This is a genomic window from Spiroplasma endosymbiont of Acasis viretata (assembly GCF_964031275.1).
GTDB lineage: Bacteria > Bacillota_I > Bacilli_A > Mycoplasmatales > VBWQ01 > Spiroplasma_E > Spiroplasma_E ixodetis_A.
Map to the genome: position 1 here is coordinate 701,704 of NZ_OZ035019.1, position 17,013 is coordinate 718,716.

At 24.6% G+C, this 17,013-nt stretch carries 17 protein-coding genes and 2 pseudogenes; 11 read left to right on the plus strand and 8 right to left on the minus strand.

The window, feature by feature from the left end; translation table 4 throughout:
- Positions 1-435 precede the first annotated feature (435 nt).
- The 3 genes and pseudogenes from AAHM96_RS03940 to AAHM96_RS03950 all read left to right on the plus strand — a co-directional run bounded on the left by AAHM96_RS03940 (position 436) and on the right by AAHM96_RS03950 (position 3,285).
- A complete protein-coding gene (locus AAHM96_RS03940; RefSeq protein WP_342273633.1) occupies positions 436-1,959 on the plus strand; it encodes a hypothetical protein in 1,524 nt (507 codons plus the stop codon).
- A gap of 123 nt (positions 1,960-2,082) precedes the next feature.
- A pseudogene (locus tag AAHM96_RS03945) lies at positions 2,083-2,760 on the plus strand (IS256 family transposase); the annotation flags it as partial.
- Positions 2,761-3,099: 339 nt separating this feature from the next.
- Positions 3,100-3,285: a hypothetical protein gene (locus tag AAHM96_RS03950; RefSeq protein WP_342273635.1), complete on the plus strand. Its 186-nt coding sequence runs from the start codon at positions 3,100-3,102 to the stop codon at positions 3,283-3,285.
- Here AAHM96_RS03950 and AAHM96_RS03955 read toward each other — a convergent pair.
- The gene (locus AAHM96_RS03955) at positions 3,277-4,515 is read right to left on the minus strand and encodes an IS256 family transposase (RefSeq protein WP_342273672.1); all 1,239 of its coding nucleotides are present in this window, start codon (positions 4,513-4,515) and stop codon (positions 3,277-3,279) included. The two genes, AAHM96_RS03950 and AAHM96_RS03955, sit on opposite strands and share 9 nt — an antisense overlap.
- 115 nt (positions 4,516-4,630) lie before the next feature.
- Positions 4,631-5,420, minus strand: a protein-coding gene (locus AAHM96_RS03960) for an IS5 family transposase (protein WP_342273636.1) whose coding sequence is annotated in 2 segments (ribosomal slippage) — positions 4,631-5,158 and positions 5,160-5,420 — 789 coding nt in all. Because the reading frame shifts where the segments join, the coding sequence is not laid out codon by codon here.
- 165 nt (positions 5,421-5,585) lie between these two features.
- On the opposite strand from AAHM96_RS03960, the gene AAHM96_RS08500 reads away from it, so the two are divergent.
- The 3 genes and pseudogenes from AAHM96_RS08500 (at position 5,586) to AAHM96_RS03965 (ending at position 6,712) form a co-directional block, all read left to right on the plus strand.
- Positions 5,586-6,146 (plus strand): M20/M25/M40 family metallo-hydrolase, encoded by a 561-nt coding sequence (locus AAHM96_RS08500; protein WP_425288780.1) that lies wholly within the window; start codon positions 5,586-5,588, stop codon positions 6,144-6,146.
- Positions 6,089-6,385 (plus strand): annotated as a pseudogene (locus AAHM96_RS08505) (peptidase M20); the annotation flags it as partial. The gene AAHM96_RS08500 and the pseudogene AAHM96_RS08505, both read left to right, overlap by 58 nt.
- 57 nt (positions 6,386-6,442) lie before the next feature.
- On the plus strand, positions 6,443-6,712 hold the full coding sequence (locus AAHM96_RS03965) for a hypothetical protein (protein WP_342273637.1): 270 nt from the start codon (positions 6,443-6,445) through the stop codon (positions 6,710-6,712).
- Positions 6,713-6,764: 52 nt separating this feature from the next.
- Here the strand turns inward: AAHM96_RS03965 and AAHM96_RS03970 are convergent, their stop codons facing one another.
- Entirely contained in the window at positions 6,765-7,925 is a 1,161-nt protein-coding gene (locus AAHM96_RS03970) for a hypothetical protein (protein ID WP_342273638.1), read from the minus strand.
- Between the two features lie 240 nt (positions 7,926-8,165).
- Between AAHM96_RS03970 and mnmA the strand changes: the two genes are divergently transcribed.
- The 5 genes from mnmA to AAHM96_RS03995 all read left to right on the plus strand — a co-directional run bounded on the left by mnmA (position 8,166) and on the right by AAHM96_RS03995 (position 11,910).
- On the plus strand, positions 8,166-9,281 hold the full coding sequence (gene mnmA / locus AAHM96_RS03975) for a tRNA 2-thiouridine(34) synthase MnmA (RefSeq protein WP_342273639.1): 1,116 nt from the start codon (positions 8,166-8,168) through the stop codon (positions 9,279-9,281).
- A 197-nt stretch (positions 9,282-9,478) separates the two neighbouring features.
- Positions 9,479-10,672 (plus strand): hypothetical protein, encoded by a 1,194-nt coding sequence (locus AAHM96_RS03980; RefSeq protein WP_342273640.1) that lies wholly within the window; start codon positions 9,479-9,481, stop codon positions 10,670-10,672.
- A gap of 6 nt (positions 10,673-10,678) precedes the next feature.
- A complete protein-coding gene (locus AAHM96_RS03985; RefSeq protein WP_342273641.1) occupies positions 10,679-11,059 on the plus strand; it encodes a hypothetical protein in 381 nt (126 codons plus the stop codon).
- A gap of 33 nt (positions 11,060-11,092) precedes the next feature.
- The gene (locus tag AAHM96_RS03990; RefSeq protein ID WP_342273642.1) at positions 11,093-11,485 is read left to right on the plus strand and encodes a transposase family protein; all 393 of its coding nucleotides are present in this window, start codon (positions 11,093-11,095) and stop codon (positions 11,483-11,485) included.
- Between the two features lie 2 nt (positions 11,486-11,487).
- A complete protein-coding gene (locus AAHM96_RS03995; protein ID WP_342273697.1) occupies positions 11,488-11,910 on the plus strand; it encodes a transposase family protein in 423 nt (140 codons plus the stop codon).
- A gap of 343 nt (positions 11,911-12,253) precedes the next feature.
- On the opposite strand, the gene AAHM96_RS04000 is transcribed toward AAHM96_RS03995, so the two are convergent.
- The 5 genes from AAHM96_RS04000 to AAHM96_RS04020 all read right to left on the minus strand — a co-directional run bounded on the left by AAHM96_RS04000 (position 12,254) and on the right by AAHM96_RS04020 (position 16,851).
- Positions 12,254-12,718 (minus strand): hypothetical protein, encoded by a 465-nt coding sequence (locus AAHM96_RS04000; RefSeq protein ID WP_342273643.1) that lies wholly within the window; start codon positions 12,716-12,718, stop codon positions 12,254-12,256.
- A gap of 186 nt (positions 12,719-12,904) precedes the next feature.
- Positions 12,905-13,285, minus strand: coding sequence for a hypothetical protein (locus AAHM96_RS04005; RefSeq protein WP_342273644.1), 381 nt, complete (start codon positions 13,283-13,285; stop codon positions 12,905-12,907).
- Entirely contained in the window at positions 13,234-13,785 is a 552-nt protein-coding gene (locus AAHM96_RS04010) for a hypothetical protein (RefSeq protein WP_342273645.1), read from the minus strand. The genes AAHM96_RS04005 and AAHM96_RS04010 overlap by 52 nt, the downstream gene beginning before the upstream one ends.
- 209 nt (positions 13,786-13,994) lie before the next feature.
- The gene (locus AAHM96_RS04015; protein ID WP_342273646.1) at positions 13,995-14,834 is read right to left on the minus strand and encodes a hypothetical protein; all 840 of its coding nucleotides are present in this window, start codon (positions 14,832-14,834) and stop codon (positions 13,995-13,997) included.
- Between the two features lie 256 nt (positions 14,835-15,090).
- A complete protein-coding gene (locus tag AAHM96_RS04020; protein ID WP_342273647.1) occupies positions 15,091-16,851 on the minus strand; it encodes an APC family permease in 1,761 nt (586 codons plus the stop codon).
- Positions 16,852-17,013 lie beyond the last annotated feature (162 nt).

Below are 17,013 nucleotides of genomic sequence, written 5' to 3' on the forward strand. Positions count from 1 at the left end.
CATTAATGCCTAATATTTTAACTATTAATAAATTCATTATTTAAATAACATAGTTATTCGAAAATTATTATTTTTATTTATTTTACTGTTTTATTTAACATATCTTTTTATCTTCCTTTTCTCTAAAACTTTAATTAAAACTTTAATTTAATAAAAATTATAGTTTATTTTTTTAGTCTATCAATAAATATGCTTGTTACTAATTTTATTAACACTATAAAATGTAAGTAAATATTATAATCTTAATAAAAAGACTTTCATTTTATTTAAAAAACCAATATTAATTAGAATAATATATTAATATTATTCATTTTTCCAGTCCAATTAATTACACGACACTATCTTAATTTTTAATTTGATATAATTATAAAAAGAGTAAGTATATTAAAAATAGATTGGGGTATTTTTATGATAGAGGAAATAAATTCTAGTTCAATGAAAGAACCAAAAATTTATCGTATTGGTCTATATAGCAAATTAACAATTCTTATTAATGGTCTTCTAATTACTACAAGTTTAATGATAGGTTGGGCTTTATGAGCAACTATTGGTCGAGATGCAGTTGATAACTATATTAAATGATTCAATAATCCACAACAGCCTAATTCTAATTTACAAATTAGTTTCAATATAATAAGTATTATTGTTTTCATAGTTTCTGGTTTATCTTTAGCATTAGTAGTCGTACCTTTTATTTTTTTAAAAACTAAAAATAGTGTATCAGCACTTTTTTGTTTAATAAGTTTTATTTTTTCAGCAATATTTGTTATCTTTCTTATTGTATTTTTTATTTTTAGATTTAAAACTTTTACTTTCTTAGCTAATAAAAAAGACGGCGAAATAATAAATACAACTGGTAACTTTCTAATAACTTTTTTACCATGAATGTTGGCTGAGCTATTTGCAATACTTTTATTAATCCACAGTCTTTGATTAATTATTAATATTACCTCTAAATACAAATCAAATACACTATTAATGCCTATTCCTAAACCAAAAGCAAAACAAGAAACAGTAATAGCAAAACAAGAAGTTGATGATACGATAACGCTTCCTAACGTCGTACCAATACCAGTAACTCAAAATAATGAAGAACAACAAATAGCAAAGCAAGAAACTAACAATACTGTTCTTAAGCAAGATCTAACACAAGAAAAAATAATCACTAACCCTTCAACAGCAACTGTCCATTATACTAATCATGAACTATCACAAACACCAACGCAAGGTGCCTATCATGCCGAAACTGTTTCACCAACACCAGGTACTCTTACTAATCTTAAATCCGAATCTATTACAAATGAAGAAGAAATAAATGATAATATTGAAAATATAAGAATATATTCAGAACCAACAGTTGAAAAAACAAGTGTAGAAGATACAACAATATATTCAAAATCACCAACAACAGAAAGTAATATTAATACCGAAACTAATTACCAACCAAAAAATCAAGGTGGTTTTGATGTTAAATACAGTAGTTATTCTGAATCTGAAACATCTAATTTTAATGAACAAGCAACAACAATAACTGTTCAAGAAACACAACCAATAATAGAGAAAACAAACACAAAAACAAAAAAAGAAACAATCGAAGTGCAAAAAGTTACTACTCACCATTGAACATTAGAACAAATTGAAGCTGTTTGAGAAAAAGCGGAAATAATTGATGGTGTTAGTGATAAATTATATCGTAAAGATTATAGTGGTGCTTGAATGTTTCGTGATTCATTTACCACTGATTATAGCGCAGCAGATAACTTAGAAACTTACTCTTGAACTATTGTTCTACATCGTCCTACTAGTCAACAAGGAACAACTGAATTATATAATCTAGATCCAATGAATATTGTTAATGCAAAAAGTAAAGATGAAAATTACCCTTCTTGAAAAACTAAAATTTCTTCAAAAGGAAATAAAAATATTGCGAAAGAACAACATTGAAAAGCAAGAACATAATAAATATAATATCATTTATTTATGAATGGGGTAATGTTTAGTAATCTGTGTAACTTACAAAAATAACTATGTTTAATTAATTCTAGTAAATATAATTAAATGACTAGAAAGAGTGAGTTACAGATGGCTAAAAAGCAAAATATTAATAATAATGATCCAATATCAAAAGCAGTAGATTTATTATTAGAAAATATTGAAGATTTAACAACAGTTTTTAAAGAGAAAGGATTGTATAAAGAATTAACAAAAAGATTAGTAGAAAAAATGTTGAATTCTGAGATGCAAAATTATTTAGGATATGATAAGAATCAACATAGTAATAGTGACAATGCTCGTAATGGTATAAGTTCAAAAAAATTAATAACTCAACAAGGTAAAATTGAGATTGATGTACCACGAGATCGCAATAGTAATTTTAATCCTGTAATAGTTGCAAAAAGACAAAGAAGATTTGATGGTTTTGATCAACAAGTTCTTTCTTTATATGCAAAAGGAATGACATTATCAGATATTAGAATGCAATTACAAGAGTTATATCATGGTGCTGATATTAGTGAAAGTGTTATTAGCCAAATTACTGATGATGTTATTGATGATGTAAAAGCATGGCAAAATCGACCATTAGAAAGTGTCTATCCGATTGTTTATTTTGATTGCATAGTAGTGAAAGTACGACAAGATAAAAGGATTATTAATAAATCAGTTTATATAGCTTTAGGAGTTGATTTAGAAGGTAAAAAAGATGTTTTAGGTTTATGAATTAGTGAAAATGAAGGTGCTAAATTTTGATTAGCAAATTGGCAAGTGGCCATATATTAAAACAGAAGATAAAGCAATAATAATTACTAATAGCAATAACATTAATAATAACAATCAAAAAAATAGTATCTTATCAACAAATGAAATTTTAATCCAAAAATTAATACAAGGTTTATTACTAAAAAAGGGAATAAAATTTAACAAAAGTGATAACATTCTAGAGCAGCCACTGATTAGTAAATTAATCAAAAATAAACAAGTAAAAATAAAAAATAATCATTTATCTTGCACAAATAGTTCCTGATTATTGTTAAATGATTTAATAGTTGATATTATAACTAATACTACTATTTAAATTTATATATCAAGGAGTGAATAAATATGAAATTCAATGAAAAATTGTTAAAAGAAAAATATTTTCCGCAAGCACTAACAAAAATAAAAGAAATTGTTAAAATTCAATCATATGCTCAACCACCCACAACAACAGCACCTTATGGTCCTGGTGTTAAAGAAGGAGGCTTTTATGTAATCTGTGTATCTTTGTTTTACAAAGTACTAGTTTAGATTAATTCTATCTTCAAATTTTATCATAAAATGAGCAATTGCTGTATTTCAATTTTGAATGGGCATTGTTCATTTTTTTGTTATATTTTCAATTGCTAAATAAAATATTTTAAAAACTGCCATATCATTAGGAAAAACTTTTTTATTTCTGATAACTTTTCGTAATTGACTATTTACAGATTCAATAGCATTTGTAGTATAAATCACTCTTTTGATTTCTACTGGATAACTAATAAAAACCATTAAATTATCTCAATTTTTATATCAAGATTTAGCAATTTGAGGATATTGTTTATTTCATTTACTTTCAAACGATTCTAAAGCCTGCATTGCTTGTTCTTCACTACATGCAGTATAAATTGGTTTTAAATCTGCAACTAGAGATTTTCGATGCTTATATGAGACATATTTCAAACTATTTCTAATTTGATGAACTATGCATAATTGATGTTCTGTTTTAAGATAAACTGATTGTATTGCTTCTGACATGCCTGTTAAATTATCACTGCAGGCAATAAGAATATCATTTAAGCCACGATTTTTCATTTCTGTTAAATTTGCTAATCAAAATTTAGCACCTTCATTTTCACTAATTCATAAACCTAAAACATCTTTTTTACCTTCTAAATCAACTCCTAAAGCTATATAAACTGATTTATTAATAATCCTTTTATCTTGTCGTACTTTCACTACTATGCAATCAAAATAAACAATCGGATAGACACTTTCTAATGGTCGATTTTGCCATGCTTTTACATCATCAATAACATCATCAGTAATTTGGCTAATAACACTTTCACTAATATCAGCACCATGATATAACTCTTGTAATTGCATTCTAATATCTGATAATGTCATACCTTTTGCATATAAAGAAAGAACTTGTTGATCAAAACCATCAAATCTTCTTTGTCTTTTTGCAACTATTACAGGATTAAAATTACTATTGCGATCTCGTGGTACATCAATCTCAATTTTACCTTGTTGAGTTATTAATTTTTTTGAACTTATACCATTACGAGCATTGTCACTATTACTATGTTGATTCTTATCATATCCTAAATAATTTTGCATCTCAGAATTCAACATTTTTTCTACTAATCTTTTTGTTAATTCTTTATACAATCCTTTCTCTTTAAAAACTGTTGTTAAATCTTCAGTATTTTCTAATAATAAATCTACTGCTTTTGATATTGGATCATTATTATTAATATTTTGCTTTTTAGCCATCTGTAACTCACTCTTTCTAGTCATTTAATTATATTTACTAGAATTAATTAAACATAGTTATTTTTGTAAGTTACACAGATTACTAAACATTACCTAAAGAAGTATTAGAACCTGTTTAAAATCTTTTCAATAAAATTGAAATAAATGCAAGAACAACCATTTGTAAGCTAGTATTTAATTTTTTTTCACAATTTTTTCATAATCTTCTGCATTTTTCTAATCATGCAAAACTTCGTTCTACAACTCATCTTTTTGGTAATACTACAAAAGAATGTAATTCATTACGTTTTATAACTTCAACATTTGCATTTATAATTGTTTTAATTTTAGAAGCAAATTTTTCACCAGTATAACCAGCATCTACTAGTATTTTTTGAACTGCAGAAAGATTCTCTTTTTCATTTTCAATCATTATTATAGCACTATTACGATCTGTTTTTTCTGCTGTGGTTATGTAAATTGCATGTGGTAAACCTTGAGAATCAACAGCAATATGACGCTTTATTCGTGAAATCTTTTTACCAGCATCATAACCTTTATTTTTAGTAGTATCTGTATTTTTAACACTTTGTGAATCAATTATACAAAAACTAGTTTGTTCTTTTCTACCATTATTGATACGAAATGCCTTGACTAATTTTTTTTAAAACTAATTGTAATACACTAGGTTCTTTATCATTATTTTTACTTCAAGCTTGAAAATAATAATATACAATTTGTCATTTTGGAAAATTTTTTGGTAACATTCTTCACTGGCAACCACTTTTTAATACATATAAAACTGCACAAAATACTTCATATAAATCTAAACTTCTTGGTTTAGTTCTCTTTTTAGTATTTTCTAAAATTGATTTTATATTTTCAAATTGCTCTTTGCTAACATTACTAGGATAATTTTTACACATATATACCTCTTATTTTAAAATATATAATCATTTTATCCTATTCTCTAAAAGATTTTAAACAGGTTCTTAGATTATGCTATTAATTTAGGGCAAGAATTAGGTTTTAAAACTTATCGTGACAAAAACAATAAATATGGATATTTAGAATATGGTGAGGGTAAAGAAATATTTGCCATATTAGGTCATCTTGATGTTGTACCACCAGGTAATTTAGAAGAATGAAAAATTTCACCTTTTTCGCCAGAAATTATTAATGATATTTTATATGGACGAGGTGTATTAGATGATAAAGGTCCAACAATTATTATTCTATACTGTTTAAAATATTTAAAAGATCATGGTTATCAACCAAATCGTCGAATTAGAGTTATCTTTGGTTTAACTGAAGAAACAACATGAGATTCAATTAACACATATATAAAGCAAGAAGGTACTCCAACTTTTGGTTTTACTCCTGATGGTATGTTTCCGCTAGTATATGCTGAAAAAGGAATTATTAACTTAGATATTATTGGTATAGGTCATAAATCCATTGTTATTAATGCAAGTGATGCTTACAATGTCACTTGTTCTACTAGTAATATATTAATGGTGTTGATATTGAATCATTTGTTAAAATTGGGAAAAATAAGAACTATCGAATTGAAAATAATAATCAACAAATTACCATTCATGGTAAACCAGCACATGGGTCACGACCAGATGAAGGAATTAATGCAGGATTAAGAAGTTTATTAATTTTAAATGAACTTAAAGTTGAACACAATCTAATTAAATTTGTTGGTGATATTTTACAAGAAGATACTGCTTTAACAAAATATTTTGGTGATTTAGATGATGAATCTGGAAGTTTTACTATTAATGTTGGCATCGTTGAAATTAATAGCAAAAATTCAAAATTAGGATGTAATATCCGTATTCCAGTTAAAACTGATTTACAAGAAATTTTAAATAGATTAACAAAAATATTAAAACCTTATAATTTAACAATAAAACAACAACATTATGATAAACCATTATATATGCCACAAGAATCAACAATTGTTATTAAATTAATGGAAATTTATCAAGAAGTTACTGGTGATAAAAAAGCAAAACCAATTGCAATTGGTGGTGGAACTTATGCTAGAGCAATGCCAAATTGTGTAGCATTTGGTGCAATATTTGATCATACTAACTCAACTGAACATCAATATAATGAATGTATTAAAGTTGACGAATTATGAAAATCAATGTTAATTTATGTACGTGCTATTAGTACACTGGGAAGTTTAGAAATTGGTAAATTATAAAAAAAGTTAGAATAGTTTATTCTAACTTTTTTTATTTTCATTCAAATAAATTTTATGCAATTGAAGGATTTCTAGGAGAACCACCAAATGCAGGACCATTAATACTATTAATAACACTCACCAATTCATCATTAAAGTTATTAGTTAATTGTCGTTCATCACTACTATTAATACTCATATAATTACTATTAGTTACTATTTCCTCTAATTCATTATTTGGAGTAGACTTAAAAAATTTCTGTCATTGTTTTTTAGCATATTTATTTAATACTTTATTACCAATAGTATCATTGATAATTAAACCAAACATAATAGCAAACATTGGAACTTGAAAAAATATAGATTCAAATTCTGGTAATCTATCAGCAGTATACATAACAGCTGCAGTTTTAATTGCATTATCTATTATAGTTGCTATTACCATTGCTGTTAAATAACCACCACTTTTTAAAAGACTCATACATTTTGATTGTTGAGAAAATAATGATTCTAACTCATCATTTTCATTAATATTATTATTTAAACAATTAAAATATCTTTTGAAAGCAAACCACATATGTGTTTTTGTTAAATATTCTATACCCTTATCTATTAAGATAGAAGTATAACATAAAACTTCTGCTCGTATAATTGTTGATAAAATATTTGGTCCATAAATAATTTTACTTCAATATTCAGCTAAACTAGTTAAAGAACCAACTGAATACATACTAGAAGCAGTAATCATAAAATGATTCGAAATTCAATATCCAACTTTTGCTATTAGCATTTTTCCAAAAATAGATGTTTTTGAAAGACATGAATAACCTTCTTCAACACCAATTTCGGAATATAAAGATAAAAGTGGACTCATTTCTTGATCAGCAGTTCTATTAAATACTGTTCTTCCTTCTTGTCAAATTTTTTCTGCTCCCCATTTTCATAAATTCATTGCTTGTGTACTAATTACCAATTGTACTGGAGTTACTCCAAAATCAACTAAATTATTTAAAGGATTTACTTTATTTCAATCAAATGATCCAATACTAGTAACTGCTACCTGAAATACTCGTTGTACAGTTTTCAAACCAACTGCTGCTGTTAATAAACCAGCTGTTCCAATTATTTTTTTAGTATCTGATCATATTAAACTACTTCAACTATTATTAATAGTATTTGCTTCTATATTACTATCTATATCATTATTTATTAATAACTCTTCTTCTTGTGGCATTTTTTCTCTTCTCTCTATTTCTTTATTAAAACATAAAAAACACATTAGTAACAAACTTTACAAAAGTGGTTATAAACCATATTTTGTTAAATTGCTTTTATGTGTTTTAACATTAGTATAAAGGATTATCACTTAATAATCAATATGTAAATTCAATAATTTAAAAATATTTATTTGGGTATTTATTATATATTTGTTACAATTATTAAGCATTTATGAAAAGTACTAAGGAGTAATAAAATGACAGAAAAAAAACGCATTGTTGTTGGTATGAGTGGTGGAGTTGATTCATCAGTAACAGCAGCACTTTTACAAGCAGAAGGCCATGAAGTTATTGGTCTTTTTATGCGTAATTGAGATTCACTTTTAAATAATGATTTACAAGGTAACAATAATCAAGATATTTGTCCACAAGAACAAGATTATCTTGATGCTTTAGCTGTTTGCCAAAAATTAAATATTAAATTAGAAAGAATTGATTTTGTTAAGGAATATTGAGATAATGTTTTTACTTATTTTCTTGAAGAATTTAAAAAAAGCCGTACTCCCAATCCCGATATTTTATGTAACAAATATATTAAATTCGATGCTTTTTTAAAATATGCACAAAAAAATTTACAAGCAGATTATATTGCAATGGGGCACTATGCACGAATTAACTACAACCCAATTACTAAACAATATCAGTTATTAAAAGGAATTGATGATAATAAGGATCAAAGTTATTTTTTATGTCAATTAACACAAAAACAATTAAAATATAGTTTATTTCCTTTAGGTAATAAAACTAAAACTGAAGTTAGGGAATTAGCAAAAATATATAATTTACCAACAGCAACAAAAAAAGATTCTACTGGCATATGTTTTATTGGTAATCGTAATTTTCAAACATTTTTAACAAATTATTTACCAGCTAATCCGGGCAAAATTGTTGATATTAATACCAAAACTACTATTGGTAATCACAATGGTGTTTACTACTATACACTTGGCCAAAGAAAAGGTATTAATCTTTCAGGAATGAAAGTTCCGTATTTTGTTGTTGAAAAAGATGTTACTAATAATATTCTTTATGTTGCTAATGAAAATGAAAATAAATGACTAATGAATAGCGGTTGTACTGTTAAATCATTGAATTGAATTAATAATAGTACATTAAAAAATTCTTTAAAATGTAATGCAAAATTTCGCTATCGTCAATCTGATGTTGCTGTTATTATTAATTTTATTAATAATGATGAAATTAAGGTTGAATTTTCAGAAAAGATACGCGCTATTACGCCTGGTCAAACCGCTGTTTTTTATGATGGTGATATTTGTCTTGGTGGTGGAGTTATTGACCAAATATTTCGCTAATCAATTATTAAAAAACTAATATAAATAATAAAATTTTAATTACATATTTTTTTATAATTTTCAAGATTCAAAAATTACTATTAAACTATTTTTTTAGTTTTTAGATACTTTTATTGCATTTTCTTTTTTACGTTCTTAAAATATAAAATAACCTATTATTATAAAAGTTATAGAAAAAAACAAAAAGGAGAGTTTTAATGAAAAAAATATTAACAATATTAACTACCTTAGCATCTACAATAACTATTGAAAATTGTATTAGTAATTTTAACTTAAGGACAATCACATTACAAAATGATTGTTTTAAAAAAAATGTTCATCAAAGCAATAATGATTTTATTTTTTCTGATTTATATAAAAATAATAAAGGCGAAATATATTCAATAACTAATGATGGTATTTATAAATATACTAATGATAAAAATACATTCATAAAAATAAAAGGCATAAATGGATTAATAATAAGTTTAAAATTTGACGCAAAAGATAATATTTATGCTTTAAAAACTAATGGCATTTATAAATGTCTAGTCAATAAAAATGAATTTAAAAAAATGAAAGTAACAACTAATACTAATAATTATTCTTTTACAAATATTAAAATAGATTCATCAAACAATGTATATGTATGATCAAAGAAAGATGGTGTTTATAAATGTCTAGTCAATAAAAATGAATTTAAAAAAATAGGAGGTATCTATTTAAGTCAAACAGATAATTTTAGAATATATTTACTTTTTTCAAAAAATAATCTTTATGCTTTAACAACTGAATATAATGATTATCATAATAAAATAATTTATAAACTTTTAGCTAATGAAAATGAATTTACTTTAATTGACTATAAAACAGAAATAAATAATAACTATAATATTGAATCATACCGTTTTGCTGTTGATAATATTGGAAATATTTATATATTAAGTAAAAACTGAAATAATAACACAACAATTGTTTATAAATATTTATTTGAAAAAAACAGTTTTATAGAATTAAATGGTTTACCAACAAAAAATATTATAAACAGTAGCGTTGATCTAAGAGTTGATAGTAAAAATAATATTTATATATTAAACTTACATAATAAATTTTATAAATGCTTAGCTAATGAAACTCAATTTAAAGAAATTTTATTAATAAATAATAATAATAACATTCAGATAAGTACTATAGTATTTGATAGTGAAAACAATATTTATGTTGCACAAACTGATGGTGTTTATAAATGTCTATCTAACAAAATGAAATTAAAAAAAATGACAATAGAAGATAATTACACACCAAGAAGCATATCAATTGATAAAAATAATAATATTTATCTAATAGATACTGATGGTCATATTTATAAATGCTTAGCTAATGAAATGGAATTTAAACGTATATTAGGATAACCAGGCATGCCATGTACTTTATTATTTGATAAAAATAATAATACTTATGCTTGATTTAAAAACGGAATTTATAAGTGTTTAACTAATGAAATGGAATTTAAACAAATGACAGGATTAGCAAGATCTATTACAAATGTAAAATTTGATGATAAAGATAATATTTATGTATTAGCTAAAAAAAATTATCCTTATAAATGCTTAGCTAATGAAATGAATTTTAAAGAAATTTGTAATAAACAAACATTCAATGATGAAAATCAATTTCAAGTAACGTATCGTTTTGCTGCTCACGATTGAATAATTATAAAAATTAGTTATGATATTTTTTTGAATATGGAACAAATATATAATAGACTTGGTGCAAAACCTTTAATTTTAATAATTTAACGGTTATTATTAATATCAAAGGTGATAATTATTATGTTAAAAAAATACAAAGATGAACAAGAATTTTATAGTTTAGTGGGAATAAAACTACAAACATTTCAAAAAATCGTTGAAATTTTAAAAAAAGCTGAAGCAATTAAAAAAGCAGTTGGTGGTAAACCTAATAAATTATCAATAGAAAATCGTTTATTAATGACATTAGAATACTGAAAAGAGTATAGTAGTTATAGAGTTATTGCAAAAAGATATAATATTAGTCATACTAGCTGCATTCGTAATATTTTTTGAATTGAAAATACTTTAATAAAAAGTGGAATTTTTAATTTATCTGGCAAAAAAGATTTAATCAAAAATAAAGGAATCAATAATACTTTACTAGCTATTGATGCTACTGAAACTCCAATTGAAAGAATTAAAAAAAACTAAAATTACTTTTTTCGGGTAAAAACAAACATCATACTCTTAAATCGCAAATAATTATTGATATTTTAAATGGAAAAATTATTTCAACCGCTTTTTGTTTTGGAAGCATTCATGATTTTAAATTACTTTTAAAATCTAAAACTTTTATTCATCTAGAAAAACAAGTTTTTGTTGATTCAGGTTATCAAGGAATACAAAATATTCATAAAAATACATTTTTGCCATTTAAAAAAAGTAAATACAATAAATTAATACCAATTCAAAAAGAATACAATAAAACTTTAAGCAAAATTAGAATTAAAATTGAACACGTATTTGCTAAACTAAAACGTTTTAAAATTTTAACTTTAAAATATCGCAATAAAATACGAAGATTTGCATTAAGATTTAATTTAATAGCAGAAATATATAATTTTGAATTACCTTAGTTTTGCACCAAGTCTAATGATGAAAATCAAAGTAATTTTCAAAAATTATTTTATAACATTATTATTGATTTTACTAAAAAAGATGAGACTGGGTTTGCTGGTGGTATTTTAGAATCAGATTATACTACAGCAATTTCAATAATAATTGAACATTTTGAAGAAATTAATCAATTTTTTAAAACTTTATCACAAGGTCAAGGTATAAAAATTATTACAAATAGAATTGGATCATGAGATAAAAATGATAATATGGGAATATTTAATTAGTAAAACCTAATTATAATTAAGTAATATTTAGTTTTTATTTTGATATTTTTTTCTAAAATTAAATTGTAAAAAAATATTAATTTAAAATTCGTGGTTTAGATTGAAAAGTATTACTAATACCATTATTACTACTATTACTATCAATAGTATTATTTATAATTGGCTTAATACGCATATCAAATATAGTAATAGCAACATTTTTAATACTAATAAAAAATTGCTTTAAAAAATCTAATTGTTCAAATGTAAAATTTAGTTCTTGATTACTAATCAAATCATTAATTTTTTTAATATCATAATTATTTTCATAATACACAGCAAAATTATCACATTGATTTTGTTTGATCAACATAAAAAAAGAATCAATAGTATTATTATCCAACTCTTCAATTGGTAATGCTTTTAAAATTTTAGGTTCAGTATCATTATAAGTTGTTGTTACTTTATATAAAATTTTTAAATCATTATCAATTTTATATTTTTCTAATTTATAATTTTTTAATTGATTGTTATTATTAACATAATATGATTTGTTTGCCATTTGATTACCACCTTTAAATAAAATAAATCCTTTTTCAATTTAAATAAATGAAAAGAGATTTAAGAAATCAAGTATTAGTTCTTATTTAATTTTACAACTAAATTATTTAGAAATAAAGTAAATCTATAATAAAATAATATATTTTATTATAGATTTAAATTTAATTTATATTAATTAGAAAATTTATTATTTGCCTGGAGTTCCAACAGCCATTTTTTGTGCAAGAATAACACTATCAAAATGTAACTGTAAAAATGCGGGTTCACCATCATTAAAAGTTTTTATTTCTTCTGTGCCGGTAGGTGAACTAAAAAAATGAGTTGTAAAAGATGTATTTAATACTTTAAGTAAAGACTCAAACTTTGTTTTGTTTAATTCATCAGTAAACTCTAATTTAAAACCAGAAGTTGGCTGATCGACCTTGAATCCTTGATCAGCAGTTAGTTTTAAATCATTTAAAGGTTCTTTTATAATATTACTTGTTATTACCTTTGAAACATTTAAATTTGCTGCCTTTATATTAATATTATAAGATTTAACAAGCTTAGCAGCAGTTTTGCTACTCATAATATCAATTTGACAAATACCACATCCGCTACTTTAAAGTCAGTTGTGTCAGCAACTGATATTTCACCTGGAGCAGCAGTTTTAATTGTTACAATTAAATTGGTAATAGCATCAACATCGGGTTCTGAATAATCATTATCTTGATTACCAGATGTAAATCCCAATTCCCTTAAAAAGGTTGCAGAATCAGTATTTTTTGCTTTCCATTTACCATCAGTAGAACCTTCAACTAATAACTTTTCTTTAAACAACTTATCTTTAATAAGATTAGTAGAGTCAGCAGTGATAATACAAGTTCCAAGATTATCAAAATTTATTACTTCATCAATTATACTTGTATTTTCATCACTATATCATCCTAATAATTCTGCATATTTGCCATTTAATTGCGGATTATTAGGAATATTTGAACCATTATTACCGCATGCAACAACTGAAGGAGTTGCTCCTGCTGTTAATGCAAGGGCACCCATTAATCTTAATATATTTTTCATATTCACATATACCTCCAATAATATTATTTAAACTTATTATAATAACTATAAATTAACAACTTAGTTACTTTTTTCCAAATATAATATCATATAATAAGTTATCCAATATTTATATGTTTATAATGTTTAAAAATATGAAAAAAATAAACATTTTGTAAAATAAAATACTCCTTTTAAATTAAAAGGAGTATTAATATTATTTTTATTTTATAAAATTATGCAAGTGTTAATTCAGTTTTTGCTTCAAAAGTAACATCACCAGTTTTATAAGTTATTTCTAATTTATCACCAGCAGCTCAAGCATCACCACCAGCAGTAATTGTTCCTAAATTTGCCGCAATTTTTAAAGCAGTTAGAGTATTTAAAGCATTAAACTGTTTTACTTGATCTGATTCTCCTTTAATTTGTATTGGTTCTCCTGGTTTTTTTGCAGTTTCTGGAATTGTAGTACCATCTACAAACATAATTTTTTGATTTGTAGTAACATCAGTATCTACTATTTTAATTTTAGCAGCTATTGTAGTAAGAGCAGCAGCAATAACACCTTTTGTTTTATCAGCTTTTAACTTAATACCATAAACATTACCAAGTGCCTCTTCACCTTTTTTAAATTGGAAATTAAAAGTACCACCAGTAATAGCATAATCTTTACCATCATCCATTTTAGCTAATTCTGGTTTAAAATCAGTAACTGCACCAGTAATTTTATCTAATTCTTCTTTATTAAATTTTCCATCTGTAGCTGTTTGTTTTAATTTACCAGTAAGAAAATCAGCACATGCTTGATTAGCAGCTTTATTATCTTCTCCTAATAATGCACTAGCTTTAATTGGTGTTTTTAAAGCATCAACAGTTCAAGTAACATTATCCTTGACAGTTGTATCAAGTGAAGCTGCTTGTACACCTTCTCCTTTATCATCTGTTAACCCTAATTGTTTTGATACTTCTACGTTCATGGCTACACCAGCTTTATCACCACAAGCAACAACTGAAGTAGTAGCTGCTGTTGTTAATGTTAATGCACCCATTAATCTTAATATATTTTTCATATTCATATATAGTACCTCCAATAATATGACTTTTGAACTACAAATACAATAACCACAATTTAGAATTACTTCTAAACATAATATTGAAATGAATCCAATTAACATTATACATCATATTTTACTTTTTACCATCAATATACTTTATAATAATATAAAAAAATATTCATTATTAACACCTTTAATATTACTATAAAAATTTGTCAAAAATAATAAATACTAAAAATGTATTAGTTATAATAACTAATACATTTTTAAACTTTTTTTATTCTTCATCTTCACGCCATTCGCCTTCTGACATCAATAATTCTTTACGTACATTTTTAGCAATTATATAATTAGGGTTTTTATCATCACCATTAATTAAAACATTACGTACTAAATAATTTTCAATTTCATTTTGTAGATTTTTTGCAACAAAAGGTCAATCATCTTTCACTCTAAATTCGCTATCCAATTCTTCTTGTAATTTAGGATTTGTAAGTGCTCTTTTTCTTTGCATTGGTTTATAATAAGCAAAGTATCAAATTAGAGCAAATGCAATGCTAGCAATTAAATAAACTAATTGTAAAACATTAGAAGTTATATCAGATATTCCTTTTGTAGTATCAGTTCCACCTTTACCAATAAGATTTGCTCCTGAAATTAAACCATTGATTAAAGATCTTAATCATTCTTCAAATTGTCAAACTAAGAAAAGTGTTGCTGCAAGTCAAATAATAATTTCAAAAATATTTTTTTTCAATTTCTTTTCTATAGACAGTTTAATTGCAATGGAAAGTACAAAAACATAAATAATAACCATAATAATACCGGCTTCAGCAGTTAATGTTCCATAATTAACAATCGAACTTAAAACTAATTGTCCATCCTTATAAACAGGATGTAACGTATCAACTATTACTCCAATAATATCAGGTAAAATTAATCATACAAAAGCTGAAGAAAAAGTAATAATTAAATTTAATCTAGAAGCTTTAAACGGAATGTTATCTTTTGATAATTCTTTATATTTAGGTGAAATATACCCTTCAACAGATAATGGTTCTAAAATAGCACCACTATATAAAGCATTTTGCATTCCAGCATTAGACTTTAATGAAATAGTACAAATTAACATTACAAGGATACCAATTATTCCTAATCATTGTGCATGAGCTTTATCACCTAAAATTTTAAAAATACTTAAGTTGGGATTATCTAAAAAATTGCCAGCAACAGCACCAATCATAAGAATTGTTACTGCCATATAAAAAATAGTAGATAAAATCATAACAATAACTAATGAACGACTAATATTTTTTTCAGGATTTCTAACATTTTTACCAATTGTTGAATAGGTTTCAAATCCTAAAAAGAAAAAGAAACACATGGCAAAAGCTTGTGAAAAGTTATTGGCAGTTAATTGTTGATGAGAAGTAGTCATATCTCAATTTGAAGTTCCTGCCATCACAAATAATATAATAGTTGCTATGATTAATAAAAAAGTTGTTCCTCATTTTAAATAACTAGAAATATTGACAAATTTTTTAAATGCAGCCATTCCTAAAAATAATACACAAGAAGCTAAACCATAAATTAGAATTCCAATCAAATCTAATCCTAAATGTTGTAATACTCCTCAATTAGCATATAAAAAAGAAGATGGATCAGTAAAGTTAATTCTAATCATTGATACAATTTGTGAACTAACTATAACAGGTAAAGTAGCATACTGTAAAAAAGAAATTAATCAACCTCAGAAGCGACCATAACTACTTCTAACATAAATATAAGCAGCACCATTATTACCCGGATGTACTCTTGAAAGTCTTGAAAAAGCTCAAGCACAAGTTCCTGCAATTAATCCTTCTACTAAAAAAATTCAAATCATATGAGAACCTAAATTTAAACTATCTTTATTAATTAAAATTGCAAAGTTAGCAGTAAAAGTAATTCCAACAGTATAATTAAAACCAAACCAGACTAATTCTGATAAAGTTAATTTATGATTTGTCCTTTCTTTTTTCTTAAAAAATTTTAACATAATATTCTCCTTTCAATTATAATAATTATATACCTTTAAAGTGATTTCATTAATTAATAAAATAGTCAATAAAATCAAAAAAATAAAAAAATATATGTAATTTATAATAACTAATTTTATTTTAAAATACTACTAATATTTAATTAAATTTTCAAATAATAC